Below are 18,597 nucleotides of genomic sequence, written 5' to 3' on the forward strand. Positions count from 1 at the left end.
GAGTTCGCGACTGCCACCGCCGGCCTCCCGCACCGCGGCTCCCCGTCACCGCGTGTCCTTCAACAGCGCATCCACGGTCCGGGTCAGGTCCGGATGTAGCGAGGACGCCGGTGCGGCGCCCCGCAGCACCCGGTTGGCGCCGCGTTCCAGCAGAGCCTGCACCTTGCCCCACTCGGGCGTGACCGGCAGCGCCCGGGAGTGCCTCGGGCCGTCGATCAGCACATCCAGGTGCGTGACATCCCGGTGCGCCGCGGCGAATTCACCGGATCCCAGCACCGATTTCAGCACCGGCACGAACAATCCGGACTCGGCGATGATCGCCTGCCCCACCGGCCCGGTCGCGAACTTCACGAATTCCCAGGCTTGTTCGATGCGCGGGCTGTCGGCGGCGATCGCCAGTCCGGTGCAGCCGACGTCGGTGATCGCGCCCGGTCCGCCGTGCGGTCCCACCGGCAGCACGGTCAGGTCGATGTCGAGATCGTCGTGTCCGGCGAATTCCGAGTACAGCCAGTGCCCGCCCAGCACCATGCCCACCCGCCCGCGCCGGAACAGGTCGGGCGCGGAGACCGATTGCTGATCGGCCACGCGTGGGGCGACCTTGTGCCGCACGGCGAGATCGGCATAGAACTGGAAGCCCGCCGCGAATCGCGGATCGCCCAGGTTGGTGCGGGTCGGCGCGACGGCCGGGGTGAACCAATCGACTCCGTTGTTCATCCCGAAGCAGGCCGCGGAGAAATACGGCACCCACGCGTCGGCGAAACCCCAGCGCCCCTTGCCGTCCCGCGACGTGATCGCCCGGCACGCATCGAGGAACTCCGCGAAGCTCCAGCCCTCGTCCCAGTTCCGTGGGGCCTGAACTCCGGCTCGCGCGAACAGTTCCCGGTTGTAGTAGAGGAACACCCCCGACCACTGCTCGGGCAGCGCGTACTGGCCGCCGCTGTAGCGAAAGGTGTCGTAGAGCGCGGGAAAGCTGTCGCGCCGCAGCGCGGAAGCGTATTCCGGATCGCGGTCGAGCAGCGTATTCAGATCCAGCAGCACGCCGCGTTCGGCCAGCCCGGCGTACAGCAACTCCCACGCCATCATGATGTCGGGACATTTGCCGCCCGCGCAGTAGGTGAGCATCTGCTGCAGGGCGTCCGGACCGGAGACCACCGTGCGAATGCGGATCTCGGGGTGGATCTTGCGGAACTCGTCGATGATCCGACGCCGCACCCGCGCCTCCTCCGGACGGGCGCCGAAGAAGAAGGTCAGCGCGTCGTCGTCGGCGCCGCAGCCGCCGGCCAGCAACGGCGCGGCCAGCGTGGAGCCGAGCAGCGTTCGCCGCCGCACGGGGATGCTCGACAGGGCGGATTCCAGCTCCGGCCTCCTCAGGGCGGATGTGGAGCAGATCAGGCCGCATGGCAGCATACTGGCGGCAACTGAAGAGGGTGACCGCCGACACACGTCGACCACCCGATCGGCCGCGATCACGGCGCACGCGAACCGCCGCGCCGGGCATCACCGATCGGCTACGTTGTCACGTGTTTCAGCATCATCCTGCGCGTTTCACAGGAGAGTAGGCAGATGGCGACCATCGAATATCTGCGGACCGACCCCGATCTGCCGCCCGTCGGCGTGGTCGACCGGTCCCCGATGACTCCGGCCAAGAAGGCGATATTCGCCGGCATCGCGATACTCGGCGCCGCCGCCTGGACGATCCTGGCCATCGCCCGCGGCGAATCGGTGAACGCGGTGTGGATCGTGATCGCGGCGGTCTGCACCTACATCATCGCCTACCGCTTCTATGCGCGGCTGATCGAATACAAGGTCGTCAAACCGCGCGATGACGTCGCAACGCCCGCCGAGATCCTGGAGAACGGCAAGGACTACCTGCCGATGGACCGGCGGGTGCTGTTCGGCCACCACTTCGCCGCCATCGCCGGCGCGGGCCCGCTGGTCGGCCCGGTGCTCGCGGCGCAGATGGGCTATCTGCCCGGCACCATCTGGATCATCGTCGGCGTGGTGTTCGCCGGCGCCGTGCAGGACTACCTGGTGCTGTGGGTGTCGACCAAACGACGCGGGCGCAGCCTCGGCCAGATGGCCCGCGACGAGCTCGGCTGGTTCGGCGGCTGGGCGGCCATCATCGGCATTCTCGTGATCATGATGATCCTGCTGGCGGTGCTGGCGCTGGTCGTCGTCAATGCCCTCGCGCACAGTCCGTGGGGTGTGTTCTCCATCAGCATGACCATCCCGATCGCCCTGTTCATGGGCGTGTACCTGCGGTTTCTGCGGCCGGGCGCGGTCGGCGAGGTGTCGCTGATCGGGTTCGCGCTGCTGATCCTGGCGATCGTCGCCGGCGGCTGGGTCTCGGAGAACGACACCTGGGCGGGCTGGTTCACCTTCCATCCGGTGACCATCTCCTGGATGCTGATCGGCTACGGCTTCTTCGCCTCGGTGCTGCCGGTGTGGTTGCTGCTGGCGCCGCGCGACTACCTGTCGACGTTCATGAAGATCGGCACCATCGGCCTGCTCGCGCTGGGCATCCTGATCACCCTGCCGACGTTGAAGGCCCCGGCGGTCTCGGAGTTCGCGCACACCGGCGCCGGACCGGCCTTCGCGGGCAGCCTGTTCCCGTTCCTGTTCATCACCATCGCCTGCGGCGCGCTGTCCGGGTTCCACGCGCTGGTGTCCTCGGGCACCACACCGAAGCTGCTGGAGAAGGAATCGCACAGCCGGATGATCGGCTACGGCGGCATGCTGATGGAGTCGTTCGTCGCGGTGATGGCGATCATCACCGCCTCGATCATCGACCAGCACATCTACTTCGGTATGAACGCCCCGCTCGGCGCGACCGGCGGAACTCCGGAATCGGCGGCGGCCTACACCAATTCGCTCGGCCTGTCCGGCCCGCCCGCGACGCCCGAGACCTTCAGCAATGCCGCGAGCGAGGTCGGCGAGGAGTCGATCATCTCCCGCACCGGTGGCGCGCCGACGCTGGCCATCGGCATCTCCGAGGTGTTCCACCAGTTCCTCGGCGGGTCGAGCATGAAGTCGTTCTGGTACCACTTCGCGATCATGTTCGAGGCGCTGTTCATCCTCACCACCATCGACGCAGGCACCCGCGTGGCGCGGTTCATGCTCTCCGACGCGCTGGGCAACTTCGCCGGTCCCGCACGCAAATTCAAGGATCCGTCCTGGCGGGTGGGTGCCTGGCTGTGCTCGGCGATCGTCGTCGCGGCGTGGGGCTCGATCCTGCTGATGGGTGTGACCGATCCGCTCGGCGGCATCAATGCGCTGTTCCCGCTGTTCGGTATCGCCAACCAGCTGCTGGCCGCCATCGCGCTGATGGTGGTGCTCACCATTCTGGTGAAGAAGGGCCTGACGAAATGGGCCTGGATTCCCGGTGTTCCGCTGGTCTGGGATCTGATCGTCACCATGACCGCGTCCTGGCAGAAGATCTTCTCCGCGGACCCGAAGGTCGGCTATTGGAAGCAGCACGAGCTCTGCCAGACCGCCCGTGACGCCGGTGAACTCTGCCTGACCGCGAAGACTCCCGAGGATGTGGACGCGGTCATCCGCAACACCTTCATCCAGGGCACGCTCTCGATCGTGTTCGCGGTGCTGGTGCTGATCGTCACCGTGGTCGGCGCCATCGTCTGCTACCGCGCCTGGCGCGCCGGTTCGGCCGAGACCACCGAATCCCCGGAGGAGCCCTCGCGCATCTTCGCCCCGCGCGGATTCCTCCCCACCGCGGCCGAGAAGGAGGTGCAGCGCGAATGGGACGAACTGATCGAGAAGGGCGACGTGAAGGAACCGGGCGCGGCACACGTGAAGGCGCACTGACAGTCGACGCGGCGGTGACCGGTCGGGCGGGCACGTCGTCCGACCGGACCGTCCCACGGGTAACTGAGCAGGGCAGGATCGGGCCCGCCCGCGGCCGGGGCCGTGCGCTTCTCGGGGCCGTGCGCGGGGTGCTGTGGTACTTCGACTCCGTGCTCGGTGGCCAGGACTATCAGCGCTACGTCGCGCACCTGCGGCGCCAGCATCCGGACTGTCCGATCCCCTCCGAGCGGGAGTACTGGCGGGAGCGGCATGCCGAGGCGGATCGGAATCCGGCCAACCGCTGCTGCTGAGCTGCGATGACGGCGCTCCGGCGAGTCGCGTGGCGTGTCGCGCGCGGTCTGACCGGCCCACCGGGGTAATGACCGATTTCCGCTAGCAGCGGTGGCCGGGAGCTGTCATTGTGGTTGACGTGACGATCACGGCTCTGGACTTCGAACGCTGTTACCGAGCGGTCTCCACCCGGGACTCCCGCTTCGACGGGCAGTTCTTCACCGCCGTGCGGACCACCGGAATCTATTGCCGCCCATCGTGTCCGGCGATCACTCCGAAACGCGCCAATGTCAGCTTCCTGCCGACGGCGGCCGCGGCACAGCAGGCCGGCTATCGCGCCTGCCGCCGCTGCCTGCCCGACGCGGCGCCCGGTTCACCGCTATGGAACACCCGAGCCGATCTCGCGGCCCGGGCGATGCGGTTGATCGGCGACGGCGTCATCGAGCGTGGTGGGGTACCCGCGCTGGCGGCCACGCTCGGATATTCGCAGCGTCAGCTCACGCGGGTACTGACCAACGAACTCGGTGCGGGCCCGCTGGCCCTGGCGCGGGCCCATCGCGCGCACACCGCGCGGCTGCTGATCCAGACCACGAATATGCCGATGTCGGATATCGCGTTCGCGGCCGGGTTCGCCAGCATCCGCCAGTTCAACGACACCGTGCGCGAGGTGTTCGCCGTCAGCCCCACCACCATGCGCAGCGAGGCGCAGCGGGCCAACGGACGGGCCGTGCCGAGCACCAATGGCACGCTCACCCTGCGGCTGCCCTACCGCGAACCGCTGGATCGCTCCTGGCTGGAATGGTTTCTGTCGGCGCACGCGGCGCCGGGGCTGGAACTGTGGGAGGACCGCAGTTACCTGCGGAATCTGCGCACCCCGCACGGGCACGCGTCGATCCGGCTGGGGTTCCAGCGCGATCATGTGCGGGCGGAACTGGCGCTGCACGATATGCGCGACCTCGCGCCGACGGTGGCGCGGTTGCGTCATCTGCTCGATCTCGACGCCGACCCGATTGGGATCGATGAGGCGCTCGGGGTGGCCGGGCACGCCGATCGCCCGGAGGGCCGTCCGCGGTTCGTGCCCGGAATCCGGGTGCCGGGCTGCCTGGACGGGCCGGAATTGTTGCTGCGCACCATGATCGGCCAGCAGATCTCGGTGCAGGCGGCCGCGACGCACACCGCCCGGCTGGTGTCGGCGCTCGGGGATCCGATCGACGGGCCGACGCCACGGCTGTTCCCCGACCCCGCGGTGATCGCCGAACGCGGCGCCGAAGTGCTGACCGGGCCGGCGCGCAGGATCCGCTCGATCGTCAATGCCGCCGCCGCGCTGGCCTCCGGTGACCTGGCCCTGCATCCCGGCCGCACCGCCGCCGACCTGCGCCGCGAGCTGCTGACGCTGGAAGGCGTCGGCCCGTGGACGGCCGACTACGTGACCATGCGCCTGCTCGCCGACCCCGACATCCTGCTCGACACCGACCTGGTGGTCCGTCAGGGCGCCGCCCTGCACGCCATCGACCTCACCGACACCGCGCGGTTCGCGCCGTGGCGCTCCTACCTGTCCATGCAGTTGTGGCACAGCGCCCTGGCCGCCCGCACCGTACCGGCGGCCCGCGCCGGCCGAACGAAAGCGAGTACCGAATCATGACCGCAGCCGTCCTCTCCCCCGCTCCTGTCGAAACCGCGGTCCGCACCGCGGATTTCGCCACCGTCGAGACGCCGATCGGCCCGTTCACCACGCTGGTCGACGGTGACGGTGCCGTGCTGGCCTCCGGCTGGACCGCCGGCGCGGAGAATCTGCGCGGGCTGATCCACTCCGGGTTACGGCCCGGTGCGCTGCGGCAGCGCGCGGAACTCGGCGCGGTGACCGACGCCGTCATCGCCTACCACCGCGGGGATCTCACCGCCATCGACTCCATCGAAGTCCGCCAGCGGTCCGGTGAATTCCTCATGCACGCCTGGGAGATCCTGCGCACGGTTCCCGCCGGCACGCCCCTCACCTACACCGCCTTCGCCGCTCGCTCCGGCCGCCCCGCCGCGACGCGCGCCGCCGCCAATGCCTGCGCCCGCAATGCCGCGGCGCTGTTCGTCCCCTGCCACCGGATCCTGCGCACCGACGGGACGCTCGGCGGGTTCCGGTGGGGGTTGCCGGCCAAGCGGTGGTTGATCGATCACGAAGCGCTCGGCTAGACCACCAGCTGCGGTGGGGGTGTAACGCGAAGCGGCCAGCTAGATGACCAGCTGCGGTGGGGGTGCGACGCGTTGCGCCGGTACGCGGTAAGCACCCCAGGCCTGGGCCAGGCGCTCGACGGCCGTGTCGAGTGTGGGCTCGGGGTGGCGGAAATGCAGGCGCACGAAGTCGTTGCTGCGGCCGGTGGGGTCGAGTCCGCTGCCGGCCAGCACCGAGACACCGTGGCGCAGTGCGGTTTGCGCGAACGAGTCGCCGTCGCCGTACGGCAGTCGGGCCCAGACGGTTTGGCCGCCGGGGACAGCGGGGACCGTCCAATCCGGGAGCCGCTCGGCCAGCGCGGACAGCAGCCGGTCATGGCAGGACTTTCGCTGCGGCGCTTGCTCGCTGCACAGGGCATCCAGGTCCGGGATCAGCAGGGCGGCGGCCATCTGGGTGGGGATGCTGCCGCCCAGATCGTGCACCGCGCGCAGCCGGGTCAGCCGGGCGACCGTCGCGGTGGAGGCGCGGACCCAGCCGATGCGCAGACCGCCCCAGAGGTTCTTGCTCAACGAGCCGATGGAGATGGTTGTGGTGTCGACCGCGCACAGCGGAGCGGGCAGGTCCGTCTCGGGGAAGCCCAGGTCGGCGGGCACTTCATCGACCAGCAGGGGTATTTCGGCGGCGACGGCGAGTTCGGTGAGGCGCCGGCGGGCCAGCGGGGACAGCACCGAACCGGTGGGGTTCTGGAACGTCGGGGTGAGGTATGCGAGCGCCGGGCGTGCCGTGCGCAGCAATGCCTCGAACCCGTCGAGACCGACCGGCAGGGCGTGCGGGACCGCCGCGGCCTCGCGAAACGCTTCCAGCGCACCGGGATACGTCGGTGCCTCGACCACCACCGGGTCGCCGGGTTCCACGAACGCGCGGGCCAGCAGAGACAGGGCTTGCTGGCCGCCGTTGGTGATCAGAATCTGGTCCGGGTCGGTCGGCGCACCGGCAGCGGTGTAGCGCTCGGCGATCGCGGACCGGAGCTGCGGCAGCCCGGCCGGGTAATAGCCGATATCGGTCTCGATGGCGGCCAGCTCCGGCACGATGCGAGCGAAGGCCTCGGTCACCGCCGGTGGTGGGGCGGTGGGCGCGGCGCAGGCCAGTGAGACGATGTCGTGGCCGGGCTCGAGCAGGTGCAGGAACATCGGGGCGCTGGTCGTCTCGGGTGGCGGCGTCGTTGGCGAGCCTGCGACCCGGGTTCCGCTGCCCTGGTGTCGCACGATCCGGCCCTCGGCCGCGAGCAGATCGTAGGCCGCCACCACGGTATTGCGGCCCACGGCGAGCTGTTTCGCGAAGGCGCGATCCGGTGGCAACGGCCCGCCGGGCGGCAGATCGCCGACGTCGATCAAACGGCGAAGTCGCCCCGCGAGCAGCACATACAGCGGTCCGCGGCCGGTTGCCCACCGGCCGAGCCGTGCCGCCACGTCGATTGGTTCCATTGCCGGACCAATTCTGCCGCAGTGGCCCTGTGCTCGCCGCCCGTCGCCGCAGAGGATCGGACACATGGTTGAGAAAACGACGTCCGAGCCCACCCACGCGGTATCGATAGCCGCCGCCATCGCCGCCCTGCCCGGCCCGTTCCAGCAGCGTGAGCTGGCCCGCGCGAACGACAGCGTGGTGCGCCTCGCCCGGCTCGAGGGCGAATTCCCCTGGCACCACCACGACGAGGATGAACTGTTCCTGTGCTGGGACGGGACCGTTCGCATCGAACTCGCAGACCGCGCGCCGGTCCCGCTGGCAGCCGGCGAGATGTTCGTGGTGGAGAAGGGCATTCGGCACCGCCCCGTCGCCGACAGCCCCGCGCATGTCCTGCTGATCGAACGGCCGGAGACGACGCAGTACGGGAGTTGATCGCGGCCGGACCAGCCTTTTCGCGGCCCGGATGCCGGTCAAGCGACCGTGGCCTGTAGACGTGAGCCCGCGCGGCCGCGGATGACGTGCAGGCGGCTGGGGATGCGCTGGCGCATTTCGTCGACGTGGCTGACCAGGCCGACGACCCGGCCACCGGCGCGCAGGTCGTCGAGGACGCCCATGACGGCGTCGAGAGTGTCGGCGTCCAGGCTGCCGAAACCTTCGTCGATGAACAGGGTGTCCAGGACGATGCCGCCGGTTTCCGCCGCGACGGTGTCGGCCAGGCCGAGCGCGAGGGAGAGCGACGCCATGAAGGTTTCGCCGCCGGAGAGGGTTTTGGCGGGGCGGATGGCGCCGGTGTAGTCGTCGCGGATATCGAGACCGAGACCGCCGCGGCGCCCGTGGGTTCCGGCGCGGTCGGTGTGCACGAATTCGTAACGGCCGCCCGACATCCGGCGCAGCCGGGCCGAACCGGCCAGCGCCACCTCCTCCAGCCGCGCGGCGAGCACGTAGGAGCGCAACGACATTCGGCGGTTGTTGGCGCCACGGCCCGCGACCACGTCGGCCAGCGCGGCCAGTTCCTCGTGCGCCCGCTGGGCCGGAGCGATGTGATCGACCGCCGCCCACAACTGGCCGCAGAGCTCCTCCAGTTTGGCGACCCGCGTGGTGGCCGCGGCGTGCGCGGCGACCGCGATATCGAGCGCCTGACGGGCCTCGCGCACCGCCGCGTCGAGCGCGGCCAGATCACCCGGTTCGGCGTCCGCCGCCGCCCGCACCTCCGGTTCCGCCAGCACCGCCTCGGCCGCCGCTTTCGCCCGCTCGGCGGATTCGAGCTGCTGCTCGATCTCGCGCTGGCTGCGCGCATCCCGGACCACATCCTCGATCCGCCGCGCGTAGGCGGTGAGTAGCGCGAGGAGCTGCGCCGGAGTCATCGGATCGGGAGCAGGGTCCGGTGTCGCGGCAGCGCGCGGATCGCCGGTTTCTGGAGCCGACTCAGGCAGATCGAACAACGTCGGCTCGTCCTCGTCGGCCGGTGCGCCATCGGACGGGAGGTCGAACAAGGCCGGCTCGGGATCGGGCCCTGCGCCTAGCCGTACGTTGACCGCCTGCGGGCCACGCGATCCCGGCACCGGCTCCGGATCGACCTCGGCCCCGTCGGCAGACGCGGAGCGCCGGGCCCCCGGCGATACGTCAGGCACCGGCAACGGATCGACCTCCGCCCCGTCGACTGGCATCGTCGCAGCATCGCCGTTGGTCTCCTCCGCTTCGAGCGCGAATCCCGCCGAACGGGCGAGGTTCTCCACACGTTCGGCGATTCCGCGGACCTGTTGCCAGGCGGACGCGGCCGCGGTTTCGGCGGCGCGGTAGGTGGTGGCGGCGGCGATCAGGGAGTCGAGGCGGGTGCGGCGGCGGGCGATGGTGGTGTCGGCGCCTGCGGCTTCGCGGAGGCGGGCGGTGAGTTCGGTGAGGCGGGTTTCGGCGGCGGCGATGGTTGAAGTGATGGTGCCGCGGCGGGTTTCGGCGGTGCGGAGGCGGTCGTGCAGGTCGGTTTCCTCGGCGCGCAGGCGGTCGAGTTCCGCTGTGGCCGCGGCGGTTTGGTCGGCGAGTTCGCCGGTGTCTTCGTAGCGGAGGGTGGCGGTGCGCAGGGCGGCGGCGAGTTCGACCGGGTCGGCGTCGCCGCCGCGGGCGGTCAGGCCCTCGATCTCGCGTTCCAGCTCGGCGATCCGCGCCAGCACCTGATCGCGAGCCGCTTCGGCCGCGCGTTCCTGGGCGCTCGCCGCCTCTTCGGCTTCCTTGGACACCGCGCTCTCGGTCGGCCGAGCCGGGTCCGGATGGTCGGCCGAGCCACAGACCGTGCACGGGACGCCGTCGGTGAGCTGCCCGGCCAGTTCCGCCGCCATCCCGGCCAGCCGCCGCTCCCGCAGATCCAGCACGCGTTCCCTGGCGTCGTTGTGCTTGGCGCGGGCGGTCTCGGCATCGACCTGCGCCCGATCGAGGTCGCGCCGTCGCTCCGCCAGCGCAACCGCCGCCGTCGCCGCACCCTGCAACCGCTCACACTCGGCGGCCAGCGCGGGCAGCATGGCAGCCGCGTCCGCGGATTCCCTGACCCGCGCCTCGGCCGCCACGATCGCGGCGGGAATCCTCTCCCGCCGCTCGGCGATCCGCACGAGCCGCTGCCCCAGCTTCGCTTCCTCGCCGCGCAGCGCCGCGATCTCCCCCGTCAGCTGCTCGGCCGCCTCCGCATACGACCCCACTTCGTCCAGCACACCGATTCGCGCACTCCACTGCCGAATCGCCCCGTCGACGTCAGCGTCCGGTCGCAGCACAGGTCGCCGGGAGGTCGAATCCCCGATGTCACCGGCGTCTGCCCGGGAACCGCTCGACAGCCCTGCCCGGTCCCCGCGAACATCACCGGCGAAGCCGCCGGCGCCCAGGTCCCGATCTCGATCGGAAGGCGCGCCATCGTGGCCAGACCGGATCGCCGCCCGTCCCGCCGACCCGCGTTGCTCCTGCTCCGACAACCCGTGCTCCGCGTGCGGGCGCCCAGAGTCGCGAGGGCCCTCCTCGAGCAACTCCCGACCGGGCAGATCAGCACTCCCCGGCTCCCCCAGCAACTGCACCAATCGCGCTCCCGCACGCTCGGTTTCGGCGTCATGCCGCTTGGCCCGCTGCACCGCCGCGCGAGCTTCGTCCAGCGCCGCGGCGACGGGTTCGGCGCGGCGGGCGGCTTCCAACTCCGCGCGGCGGGCGGCGCGGTCGGCGGCGGTGGCGGCGTAGTCGTCGAGTTGGCGGCGGGCGGTGAGCAGGCGGCGGTGGGTGTCGGCGAGTTTGCGTTGCTGTTCGGCGGCCGCGTCGGCACGGGCGGAATCCGCGCGGCGGCGTTCGAGTTCGGTCGTGGCGGCGGCGAGGTCGGTGCGGGCGGTGTCGAGCAGGTCCTCGGACCAGTCGACGGCCTCGAGCGGGCCCACGGTTTCGGTGGCACTGATCCCCGCGGTGACGCCGACCTGCACGATCAGGTTGTCCACCCCGCGGGTGCGGGCGGCCAGTTCGGCGTCGGAGGTGCGGCGGCGTTCGGCCAGCCACTGTTCGGCGGTACCGAATCGTTCGGTGTCGAAGAGCTTTTCGAGCAGCTTCTCCCGCTCCTCGTTGTCCGCGCGCAGGAATCGCGCGAAATCGCCCTGCGGCAGCAGCACCACCTGGAAGAACTGTTCGGCGCTCATGCCGAGCAGGCGTTTGACCTCGTCGCCGATATCCGGGATGCGGGACAGGTTGGCGCCACGGCCGTCCAGCCATTCCAGGGTGGCCTTGGCTTTCTCGATCGAGGTGCCGGTGCCGCGACGTTTGGGCCGCTCGAATTCGGGGCTGCGGATCAGCCTGACGCGGCGCCCACCGAGCGTGGCTTCCAACAGCACCTTCGGCGGGGTCTGCGGGGAGGCGTGGTCGGAATGCAGGCGTTTGCTGTCGTTACGGGCGCCGGGCACCCGGCCGTAGAGCGCGAACGCGATGGCGTCCAGCACGGTGGTCTTGCCCGCGCCGGTCTGCCCGTGCAGCAGGAACAGGCCGTCGGCGCCGAGGGTGTCGAAGTCGACGACGGTGGTCTCGGCGAACGGGCCGAACGCGGTGATCTCGAGCCGGTGCAGCCTCATGCCGACAGTTCCGTGGCGCCGGCCCGGCCGACGGTCGCCGCCTCCGGTTCCCTGGTGGCCGCCGCGATGGCCCGCTCCAGCCAGGCCATCTCCGAGTCGGTGGGCTCGCCCCGCACATCGCTGAGGAAGCTGCGCGCCACCTCGGTGTCGCGGCGCCCGTGCACCCGCTCGCGATAGCGCAGGTCCGACTCGCCCTGCGGCCGCTGCCATTCCACATGCACCGCGTACGGGAAGCGTTCGCGCAGCTTGCGCATGGCATCGATGGGGCGGGCGTGGTCGGTGAGCGTGGCCGACACATAGTCCTCGCACGCCCGGCCGTACTCCGCGCCGTTGAGCAGCTCGTCCAGGGTGCCGGTGAGCCGGCTCAGCCCGCGCACCACCGGGATCTCCCGCCGCCGCACCTGGACCAGCCCGTCGGCGGCCAGGTCGGCGATCCAGACCGCTTTGCGGTGCGAATTCTCGCCGAACGAATACGGCAGCGGCGAACCGGAATAGCGCACTGCCTCCGACAGCGTCTGCGGCGAATGCAGATGACCGAGCGCGACGTAGTCGATGCCGTCGAACTCCCCCAGCGGCACCGTCTCCACCCCGCCCACCGAGATCGACCGCTCCGATCCCGTCGCCTCACCCCCGACGACGAACGCATGCGCGAGCACGACCGTGCGCACTCCCGGCCGGGCCGCGATGTCCTCGCGGATCCGCCCCATCGCCGCCGCCAGGATCTCGGCATGCGAACGCGCCTGCGGCACCCCCAATTCGACGCGGGTGATCTCCGGCTCCAGATACGGGATGCCGTAGAAGGCGACCTCGCCGTGCTCGTCCGACAGCAGGACCGGCACGTGCGCATCGGCGACGGTGGTGCGCAGGAACAGCCCGCCCGCGGCCGCGAAGCTGGCGCCCGCGCCGAGCCTGGCCGGCGAATCGTGATTGCCGGAAGTGGCGACGATGCGCGCGCCCGCCGCCCGGATGGCCTCGAATCCGCGGTTGCACACCGCGATCGCGTCGGCGCTGGGGATGGAGCGGTCGTAGACGTCGCCGGGCACCACGACCACGTCCACCGATTCCTCGGCCACCAGCTCCGCGATGGCGGTCAGCGCGTACTCCTGATCGCCGAGCAGATCGACGCCGTGAAAGGTGCGGCCGATATGCCAGTCCGACGTGTGCAGGATTCGCATGCCGCGAACCGTATGGCAACCCACCGACACACTTCAATCAGAGGGCGCCGAGTGTCGGATACCCGCCGGGCGCCCGACCGGCCGCGATGTGACGGCGGCCACGAAATCGGCGGCCTGGGCGGGCGCGGGCCGGGGCAACGGCCGTCACTCGACCGGCCCTGCCATGACACCCACCGGCGCGTCGGCAGATAGTGTTCACTACGTGGCTGCTTCCCAACGAGTGCGAACCCGGGTGCCCGCGCCGCAACGTTCGATCCTGCCGTCGGTGCCGGGTGTCCCGGCCGGTGCGGCGGTCCTGATCGCGGTTGCCTGCACGTTTCTGGGCTTCCTGATCGATGCCCTCGGTGACGGCACCGAGCTGACCGGCTCGTTCACCGCGTTCTACGTCATCGGTTGCGTCGCGGCCGTGCTCGCCGTGCGCTATCGCGGCCTGTTCACCACGCTGGTGCTGCCACCGCTGCTGTTGTTCGTCGCCGTGCCGCTGGCCTATCAGCAGCTGCTCGGAAAGCCCTCGACCTCGATCAAGGACATCCTGCTCAACCTGGCCATCCCGCTGGTGCACCGCTTCCCGACGATGGTGCTGACCACGGTGATCGTGCTGTGCATCGGCGGCGCCCGCATCGCCCTGCACCGCGCCGAACGGGCCACCCAGGACCGCACCCAGGCCCGCCGCGGGACCAGCTGGGGACGCAGCGCGGTGCAGCAGCGGCCGAAGCCGGCCAAGCCGGGTTCGCAGTCGCTGGCCGGGGCTGCCCGCAAGCGTCCCCGCCGCGCCCCGGTCGACGATTACGACGACGTCCCCGAGCCACGTCCGCGTCGTCAGGGCAAGCGCCGTCCGCCGCCGGTGGCCGAGAACCCGCCCCGGCTGGCCGCTGCCGCCCGCTCGCGCGAGGGACGCCCGCGTAGCGCGGCCCGTCCAACCGCGGCGGCGCGCCCGGAAGCCGAACCCGCACGCCCCGCGCGGCGCCGCGCCGAGCAGCCGCCACTACCGCAGCCGACTGTCCGCTACCGGGATCGGGATTCGGGCCGCATCGAACGCCGCGGACCGGAAGCGCGCTGAGACCAGCGCGAGCGGCCGCGCGCACTCGGCAGCTGATCCCCTCGCCCTTCTGAGCGCGAACGGCCGCGCCCGACTACTCGGCGCAGGCGGTCGCGCCGCCCGCGGACGAACTCAGCGACGCGACTCGCGCAGCTCCCGCGGCAACGCGAACACCAGCGTCTCGTTGGCCGTGGTGACCGGCTGCACGTCGGCGAAGCCGTGCTCTTCGAGCATGTCCAGCACGCCGCGCACCAGGATCTCGGGTACCGAGGCGCCGGAGGTGATACCGATCGTGCGCACACCCTCCAGCCAGGCCGGATCCACCTCGCGGGCGTAGTCCACCAGGTAGGCGGCCTTGGCGCCCGCGCCGAGCGCGACCTCCACCAGCCGCACCGAGTTCGACGAATTGCGCGAGCCGACCACGATCACCAGATCGCATTCGGGCGCCATCGCCTTCACCGCCACCTGACGGTTCTGGGTGGCGTAGCAGATGTCGTCGCTGGGCGGATCCTGCAAGCCGGGGAATCGTTCACGCAGGCGCGAGACCGTCTCCATGGTCTCGTCGACGCTCAGCGTGGTCTGCGACAGCCAGATCACCTTGGACTCATCACGCACGGTGACCTTGTCGACGGCGTCGGGGCCGTCGACCAGCTGCACGTGGTCGGGCGCCTCACCGGCGGTGCCCTCCACTTCCTCGTGGCCTTCGTGGCCGATCAGCAGGATGTCGTAGTCGTCGCGGGCGAAGCGCTTGGCTTCCTGATGCACCTTGGTGACCAGCGGGCAGGTGGCGTCGATGGTGCGCAGATTGCGGGCGGCCGCCGAGGAGTGCACCGCCGGGGAGACGCCGTGCGCGGAGAACACCAGCAGCGCGCCCTCGGGCACCTCGTCGGTCTCGTCGACGAAGATGACACCGCGTTCGCGCAGGGTCTCCACCACGTGCCGGTTGTGCACGATTTCCTTGCGGACGTAAATGGGGGCGCCGTGTTTGTCGAGCGCCTTTTCCACGGTTTCCACCGCGCGGTCCACACCGGCGCAGTAGCCACGGGGCTCGGCCAGCAGCACGCGCTTGTCGCCGTCGGCACCTCCCACCCCGTCGGAGCGGACAGAGCGGGCGATTCCGACATTCAACGGTATTGCCGAGGACATGCCCACAGGATACGTGCGCGCTATGGGTGCCACCCGCTCGGATGCGAGCGAGATAACACGCGAACAGCGGGGCCCCTTTTGCACATCCCGCCATTTCGGGCAGGCTAGGACCATGTTCCGACCACCGTTTCTGGCCCGCGTAGCCGCTGGTGCCGCCGTCTATGCCATCGAGGAGACTCGACGGCTACCCACCGCGGCGGTGAATTTCCCCATCACGGCGATCAGCCAGCTGCTCCAGACCACCATGCACGTCCAGCAGTTCGTCACCAGCCTGGCGCTCAAGGGTGACGAGGTCTTCGACCGCCTCGGCAACCGCGCCGTCGAGCAGCCCGCCTGGGCCACCTTCGACGAAGACGAGCCCGCCCAGCCCTCCGGCGCCTTCGGCAAAGCCAGGACCAGCAGCTTCGACAGCTTCGGCAGTGATGCCGAGCTGGCCGAGTTCCTCTTCACCGAGACGCTGGCCGGCGCCAAGGCCGGCCGCAACGGTCACGCCGCGTCGATCCATCCGCTGCGGGAGTCGACCGCTCCCGAGACGGAGCGCGAAACCGACGAGCCCGCCGAGCCCGCTGCCGAGGCCGCCGCCGTCACCGAGACCACCGAGCCGGAAGCCGAGCAGGCCGAGGTCGCCGAGCCGGAGGTCGCCACCCGCTACGACTACGCCAACATGACGCTGGCCCAGCTGCGGGCCCGGCTGCGCATGCTGACCATCGACGATCTGACCGCCCTGCTCGACTACGAGCAGCGCACCCGCGCCCGGGCGCCGTTCATCACCATGCTGACGAACCGGATCGCCACCGTGCGGGCCCAGTGACCGAACCCGCCACACCGTCGACGGCCGGCCGGGACACCACCGGCCGGCCCGAACGCACCGCGCCCGCCAATTCCGCCGACAATCCGTGGCCGGTGCGCTCGGTCTCGATCAAGGTCGCGCAGTGGATCGAGCGGCTCGGCAGCGTCTGGGTGGAGGGCCAGATCACCCAGATCTCGCTGCGGCCGGGAACCCGGACCGCCTTTCTGGTGCTGCGTGATCCGTCGGCCGACATGTCGTTGTCGGTGACCTGCGATCCGGCACTCATCCGTAATTCCCCGGTCCCGCTGCACGAGGGCAGCCGGGTGGTGGTCTACGGCAAACTGTCTTTCTTCACCGGTCGCGGCACGTTGTCGTTGCGCGTCACCGAGATTCGCGCGGTCGGGGTCGGCGAGCTGCTGGCTCGCATCGAACGGTTGAAGGCGCTGCTGGCCGCCGAGGGCCTGTTCGATCCGCGCCTCAAGCGCCCGATTCCGTTCCTGCCCAGCACCATCGGCCTCATCACCGGCCGCGCCAGCGCCGCCGAACACGATGTGCTGACCGTCGCGCGCACCCGCTGGCCTGCGGTGCGATTCGAGATCCGCAATACCGCCGTGCAGGGTCCGTCCGCGGTCCCGCAGATCATGACCGCGCTGAGCGAACTCGACCGCGATCCGGCCGTCGACGTGATCGTGCTCGCCCGCGGCGGCGGCAGCGTCGAGGATCTGCTGCCGTTCTCCGATGAGGCGCTGTGCCGGGCCATCGTCGCCGCCACCACCCCGATCGTCAGCGCGATCGGCCACGAACCCGACAACCCACTCAGCGACCTGGTCGCCGACGTGCGCGCCGCCACCCCCACCGACGCCGCCAAACGGATCGTGCCCGACGCCGCCGCCGAACTGGCCGGGGTCCGCGAACTGCGCGCCCGGTCGGCGGCCGCCCTGCGCGGCTGGGTCGAGCGCGAGACGCGCGCGCTGGACCAGCTGCGCTCCCGGCCGGTGCTGGCCGATCCACTGCGCGAACTGCGTCACCGCGTCGACGAGGTGGAGCGGCTGCGCACCGCCGCCCGCCGCTGCGCCGAACACCTCATCGATGCCGAATCCACTACCACCCGGCATCTGCGCGAGAAGCTGACCGCGGTGGGCCCGGCCGCGACCATGGCCCGCGGCTACGCCGTCGTCCAGCGGGTGGTCGGTCGCGAACGGCACGTGGTGCACAGCATCGATGACGCCCCGGCCGGCACCCAGCTGCGCATCCGCGTCGCCGACGGCGCGATCTCGGCGGCCGCTCTCGGCACGACCGCGCTCGGTACCCGGGTCGTCGCGCCCGAGCCCGACCGCACCGCGGACGCCGAACCCGGACCGGGCCGCTGACCCGAGCTCCGGACCGGCCCAACCCCACCCCCCGACCCACCGAGAGGACCGACCTTGCCCGACCCCGCCGCCGATCAGCCGACCGACGATCTGGCCGAGATCGCCACCTTCGGCTACGAACGTGCCCGCGACGAGCTGGTCAACGTCGTCAAGATGCTCGAGCAGGGCGGCCTCGACCTCGACGAGTCCCTGGCCCTGTGGGAGCGCGGCGAGGCTCTGGCCAACCGCTGCGAACAGCACCTGGCCGGGGCACGCAAACGTGTCGAGGACGCCCTGTCCCGGGCCGAGGTGGACGGTGACCAGCAATGACCATTCGTCGCGCCACCCCTGACATCCGTACCGCGGACATGGCGGCGAGCCGGGCGTTCTACCGGGGACTCGGCTTCACCGAGGCGATGGATCTCGGCTGGGCGGTGATCATGGCCTCACCGTCCACCCCGACCACCCAGGTCGTGCTCGTCGGCCCGGAAGCCGAAGGGCCGCAGCCGGATATGAGCGTCGAGGTCGACGATGTGGACGCCGTGCACGCCCGGCTGGTCGCCGCGGGCGCGGACATCGTCTACGCGCTGCGCGACGAACCGTGGGGTGTGCGCCGGTTCTTCGTGCGCGATCCCAGCGGCACCGTCGTCAACGTCGTCACCCATCGCGACGAGGCCGAATAGCCGGTGTGAGCGGCTCGGCCGGCCGCTTACCTCTGCTTCGCTAGCGGCTGCGCCGTAGTGACCGCCTCGGCGAGCGTCGTGAACGCGGCGTCGTTGCCCGCGCCGCGGATCAGCACTCTGGTCTGGCCGAAGTCGGCGATCCAGGCAGGCTCCTCGCCGGGCTCGTCGTAGACCACCCATTTCTGGGCGCCGATGTCGCGGGTGCCGCTGGCGTAGCGGGAGCCGAGGATGTGCCGGGCGAGCGCGATCTCGGTGGCGTTGCTCTGGTTCAGCTCCATATAGGTGCCCTCGGGCGTGATGTAGCCGATGGTGCTGACGGTGCCGCCGCCCTCGTCGGTGATGGTGTCGCGGCTGCCCGAGTTCGGCGTCCAGCCCTGCGGCAGGGCCGGTTCGCGGATCGGGAAGGTGAGGTTGTCGGCGTCGGACTGCAGGGCCGCCTTCGCGTCGAAGCTGGGAATCTGCCCCTGCGTCGGCCCATCGCCTGCGAAGCTGCACTGACTGGTCAGCCCCGCGAAAACCACGGCGATCAGCGCCAACGGGATCAGCGACCAGACCAGATCCCGGTAGTCGTTCATGATGCGTGGCTTTTGGTTCGGCACGTCCCCAGTATCCACTC

At 70.7% G+C, this 18,597-nt stretch carries 16 protein-coding genes; 10 read left to right on the top strand and 6 right to left on the bottom strand.

All coding sequences use genetic code 11. The annotated features are described in order from the left end of the window. Positions 1–45 precede the first annotated feature (45 nt). The gene (locus tag NOCYR_RS22695) at positions 46–1,344 is read right to left on the bottom strand and encodes an ABC transporter substrate-binding protein (RefSeq protein WP_048834396.1); all 1,299 of its coding nucleotides are present in this window, start codon (positions 1,342–1,344) and stop codon (positions 46–48) included. A 219-nt stretch (positions 1,345–1,563) separates the two neighbouring features. Between NOCYR_RS22695 and NOCYR_RS22700 the strand changes: the two genes are divergently transcribed. The 4 genes from NOCYR_RS22700 to NOCYR_RS22710 all read left to right on the top strand — a co-directional run bounded on the left by NOCYR_RS22700 (position 1,564) and on the right by NOCYR_RS22710 (position 6,276). After that, positions 1,564–3,822 carry a carbon starvation CstA family protein gene (locus NOCYR_RS22700; RefSeq protein ID WP_014352754.1) on the top strand — a complete coding sequence of 753 codons (2,259 nt, stop codon included), beginning with the start codon at positions 1,564–1,566 and terminating at the stop codon, positions 3,820–3,822. Between the two features lie 119 nt (positions 3,823–3,941). Next, a complete protein-coding gene (locus NOCYR_RS30640) occupies positions 3,942–4,112 on the top strand; it encodes a YbdD/YjiX family protein (RefSeq protein ID WP_014352755.1) in 171 nt (56 codons plus the stop codon). A gap of 119 nt (positions 4,113–4,231) precedes the next feature. Further along, on the top strand, positions 4,232–5,734 hold the full coding sequence (locus NOCYR_RS22705) for an Ada metal-binding domain-containing protein (RefSeq protein ID WP_014352756.1): 1,503 nt from the start codon (positions 4,232–4,234) through the stop codon (positions 5,732–5,734). After that, a complete protein-coding gene (locus NOCYR_RS22710) occupies positions 5,731–6,276 on the top strand; it encodes a methylated-DNA--[protein]-cysteine S-methyltransferase (protein WP_014352757.1) in 546 nt (181 codons plus the stop codon). Before NOCYR_RS22705 ends, NOCYR_RS22710 begins: the two co-directional genes overlap by 4 nt. Positions 6,277–6,315: 39 nt before the next feature. On the opposite strand, the gene NOCYR_RS22715 is transcribed toward NOCYR_RS22710, so the two are convergent. Next, positions 6,316–7,740: a PLP-dependent aminotransferase family protein gene (locus tag NOCYR_RS22715; protein WP_014352758.1), complete on the bottom strand. Its 1,425-nt coding sequence runs from the start codon at positions 7,738–7,740 to the stop codon at positions 6,316–6,318. Positions 7,741–7,804: 64 nt separating this feature from the next. Here NOCYR_RS22715 and NOCYR_RS22720 point away from each other — a divergent pair, with 64 nt between their 5' ends. Then, positions 7,805–8,152, top strand: a complete 348-nt coding sequence (locus NOCYR_RS22720) for a cupin domain-containing protein (RefSeq protein ID WP_014352759.1) — start codon at positions 7,805–7,807, stop codon at positions 8,150–8,152. Between the two features lie 38 nt (positions 8,153–8,190). Here NOCYR_RS22720 and NOCYR_RS22725 read toward each other — a convergent pair whose 3' ends face one another. Both NOCYR_RS22725 and NOCYR_RS22730 read right to left on the bottom strand, forming a co-directional pair. Next, positions 8,191–11,799 (bottom strand): AAA family ATPase, encoded by a 3,609-nt coding sequence (locus tag NOCYR_RS22725; RefSeq protein WP_014352760.1) that lies wholly within the window; start codon positions 11,797–11,799, stop codon positions 8,191–8,193. Beyond that, positions 11,796–12,974 (bottom strand): exonuclease SbcCD subunit D, encoded by a 1,179-nt coding sequence (locus NOCYR_RS22730; RefSeq protein WP_014352761.1) that lies wholly within the window; start codon positions 12,972–12,974, stop codon positions 11,796–11,798. The genes NOCYR_RS22725 and NOCYR_RS22730 overlap by 4 nt, the downstream gene beginning before the upstream one ends. A 202-nt stretch (positions 12,975–13,176) precedes the next feature. Here NOCYR_RS22730 and NOCYR_RS22735 point away from each other — a divergent pair, with 202 nt between their 5' ends. Continuing rightward, on the top strand, positions 13,177–14,034 hold the full coding sequence (locus NOCYR_RS22735) for a DUF6542 domain-containing protein (protein ID WP_148280729.1): 858 nt from the start codon (positions 13,177–13,179) through the stop codon (positions 14,032–14,034). Positions 14,035–14,145: 111 nt separating this feature from the next. Here NOCYR_RS22735 and NOCYR_RS22740 read toward each other — a convergent pair whose 3' ends face one another. Continuing rightward, on the bottom strand, positions 14,146–15,159 hold the full coding sequence (locus NOCYR_RS22740; RefSeq protein WP_048834397.1) for a 4-hydroxy-3-methylbut-2-enyl diphosphate reductase: 1,014 nt from the start codon (positions 15,157–15,159) through the stop codon (positions 14,146–14,148). Between the two features lie 112 nt (positions 15,160–15,271). On the opposite strand from NOCYR_RS22740, the gene NOCYR_RS22745 reads away from it, so the two are divergent. The 4 genes from NOCYR_RS22745 (at position 15,272) to NOCYR_RS22760 (ending at position 17,981) form a co-directional block, all read left to right on the top strand. Beyond that, on the top strand, positions 15,272–15,970 hold the full coding sequence (locus tag NOCYR_RS22745) for a lipid droplet-associated protein (protein WP_014352764.1): 699 nt from the start codon (positions 15,272–15,274) through the stop codon (positions 15,968–15,970). A 92-nt stretch (positions 15,971–16,062) separates the two neighbouring features. Then, the gene (gene xseA, locus NOCYR_RS22750) at positions 16,063–17,319 is read left to right on the top strand and encodes an exodeoxyribonuclease VII large subunit (RefSeq protein WP_231856139.1); all 1,257 of its coding nucleotides are present in this window, start codon (positions 16,063–16,065) and stop codon (positions 17,317–17,319) included. A gap of 54 nt (positions 17,320–17,373) precedes the next feature. Beyond that, positions 17,374–17,628, top strand: a complete 255-nt coding sequence (locus NOCYR_RS22755) for an exodeoxyribonuclease VII small subunit (protein ID WP_014352766.1) — start codon at positions 17,374–17,376, stop codon at positions 17,626–17,628. Further along, entirely contained in the window at positions 17,625–17,981 is a 357-nt protein-coding gene (locus tag NOCYR_RS22760; RefSeq protein ID WP_014352767.1) for a VOC family protein, read from the top strand. The genes NOCYR_RS22755 and NOCYR_RS22760 overlap by 4 nt, the downstream gene beginning before the upstream one ends. Before the next feature lie 26 nt (positions 17,982–18,007). Here NOCYR_RS22760 and NOCYR_RS22765 read toward each other — a convergent pair whose 3' ends face one another. After that, entirely contained in the window at positions 18,008–18,580 is a 573-nt protein-coding gene (locus tag NOCYR_RS22765) for a DUF4245 domain-containing protein (RefSeq protein ID WP_048833626.1), read from the bottom strand. Between the last annotated feature and the right edge of the window lie 17 nt (positions 18,581–18,597).

Origin of the sequence: Nocardia cyriacigeorgica GUH-2 (assembly GCF_000284035.1) — a bacterium.
GTDB lineage: Bacteria > Actinomycetota > Actinomycetes > Mycobacteriales > Mycobacteriaceae > Nocardia > Nocardia cyriacigeorgica_B.

Bases quoted from the DNA above. Each gene is read 5' to 3' on its own strand.
- NOCYR_RS22745 (WP_014352764.1), top strand. From the start codon at position 15,272: ATGTTCCGACCACCGTTTCTGGCCCGCGTAGCCGCTGGTGCCGCCGTC.
- NOCYR_RS22740 (WP_048834397.1), bottom strand. From the start codon at position 15,159: ATGTCCTCGGCAATACCGTTGAATGTCGGAATCGCCCGCTCTGTCCGC.
- NOCYR_RS22715 (WP_014352758.1), bottom strand. From the start codon at position 7,740: ATGGAACCAATCGACGTGGCGGCACGGCTCGGCCGGTGGGCAACCGGC.
- NOCYR_RS22730 (WP_014352761.1), bottom strand. From the start codon at position 12,974: ATGCGAATCCTGCACACGTCGGACTGGCATATCGGCCGCACCTTTCAC.
- NOCYR_RS22700 (WP_014352754.1), top strand. From the start codon at position 1,564: ATGGCGACCATCGAATATCTGCGGACCGACCCCGATCTGCCGCCCGTC.
- NOCYR_RS22725 (WP_014352760.1), bottom strand. From the start codon at position 11,799: ATGAGGCTGCACCGGCTCGAGATCACCGCGTTCGGCCCGTTCGCCGAG.
- NOCYR_RS22720 (WP_014352759.1), top strand. From the start codon at position 7,805: ATGGTTGAGAAAACGACGTCCGAGCCCACCCACGCGGTATCGATAGCC.
- NOCYR_RS22760 (WP_014352767.1), top strand. From the start codon at position 17,625: ATGACCATTCGTCGCGCCACCCCTGACATCCGTACCGCGGACATGGCG.
- NOCYR_RS22710 (WP_014352757.1), top strand. From the start codon at position 5,731: ATGACCGCAGCCGTCCTCTCCCCCGCTCCTGTCGAAACCGCGGTCCGC.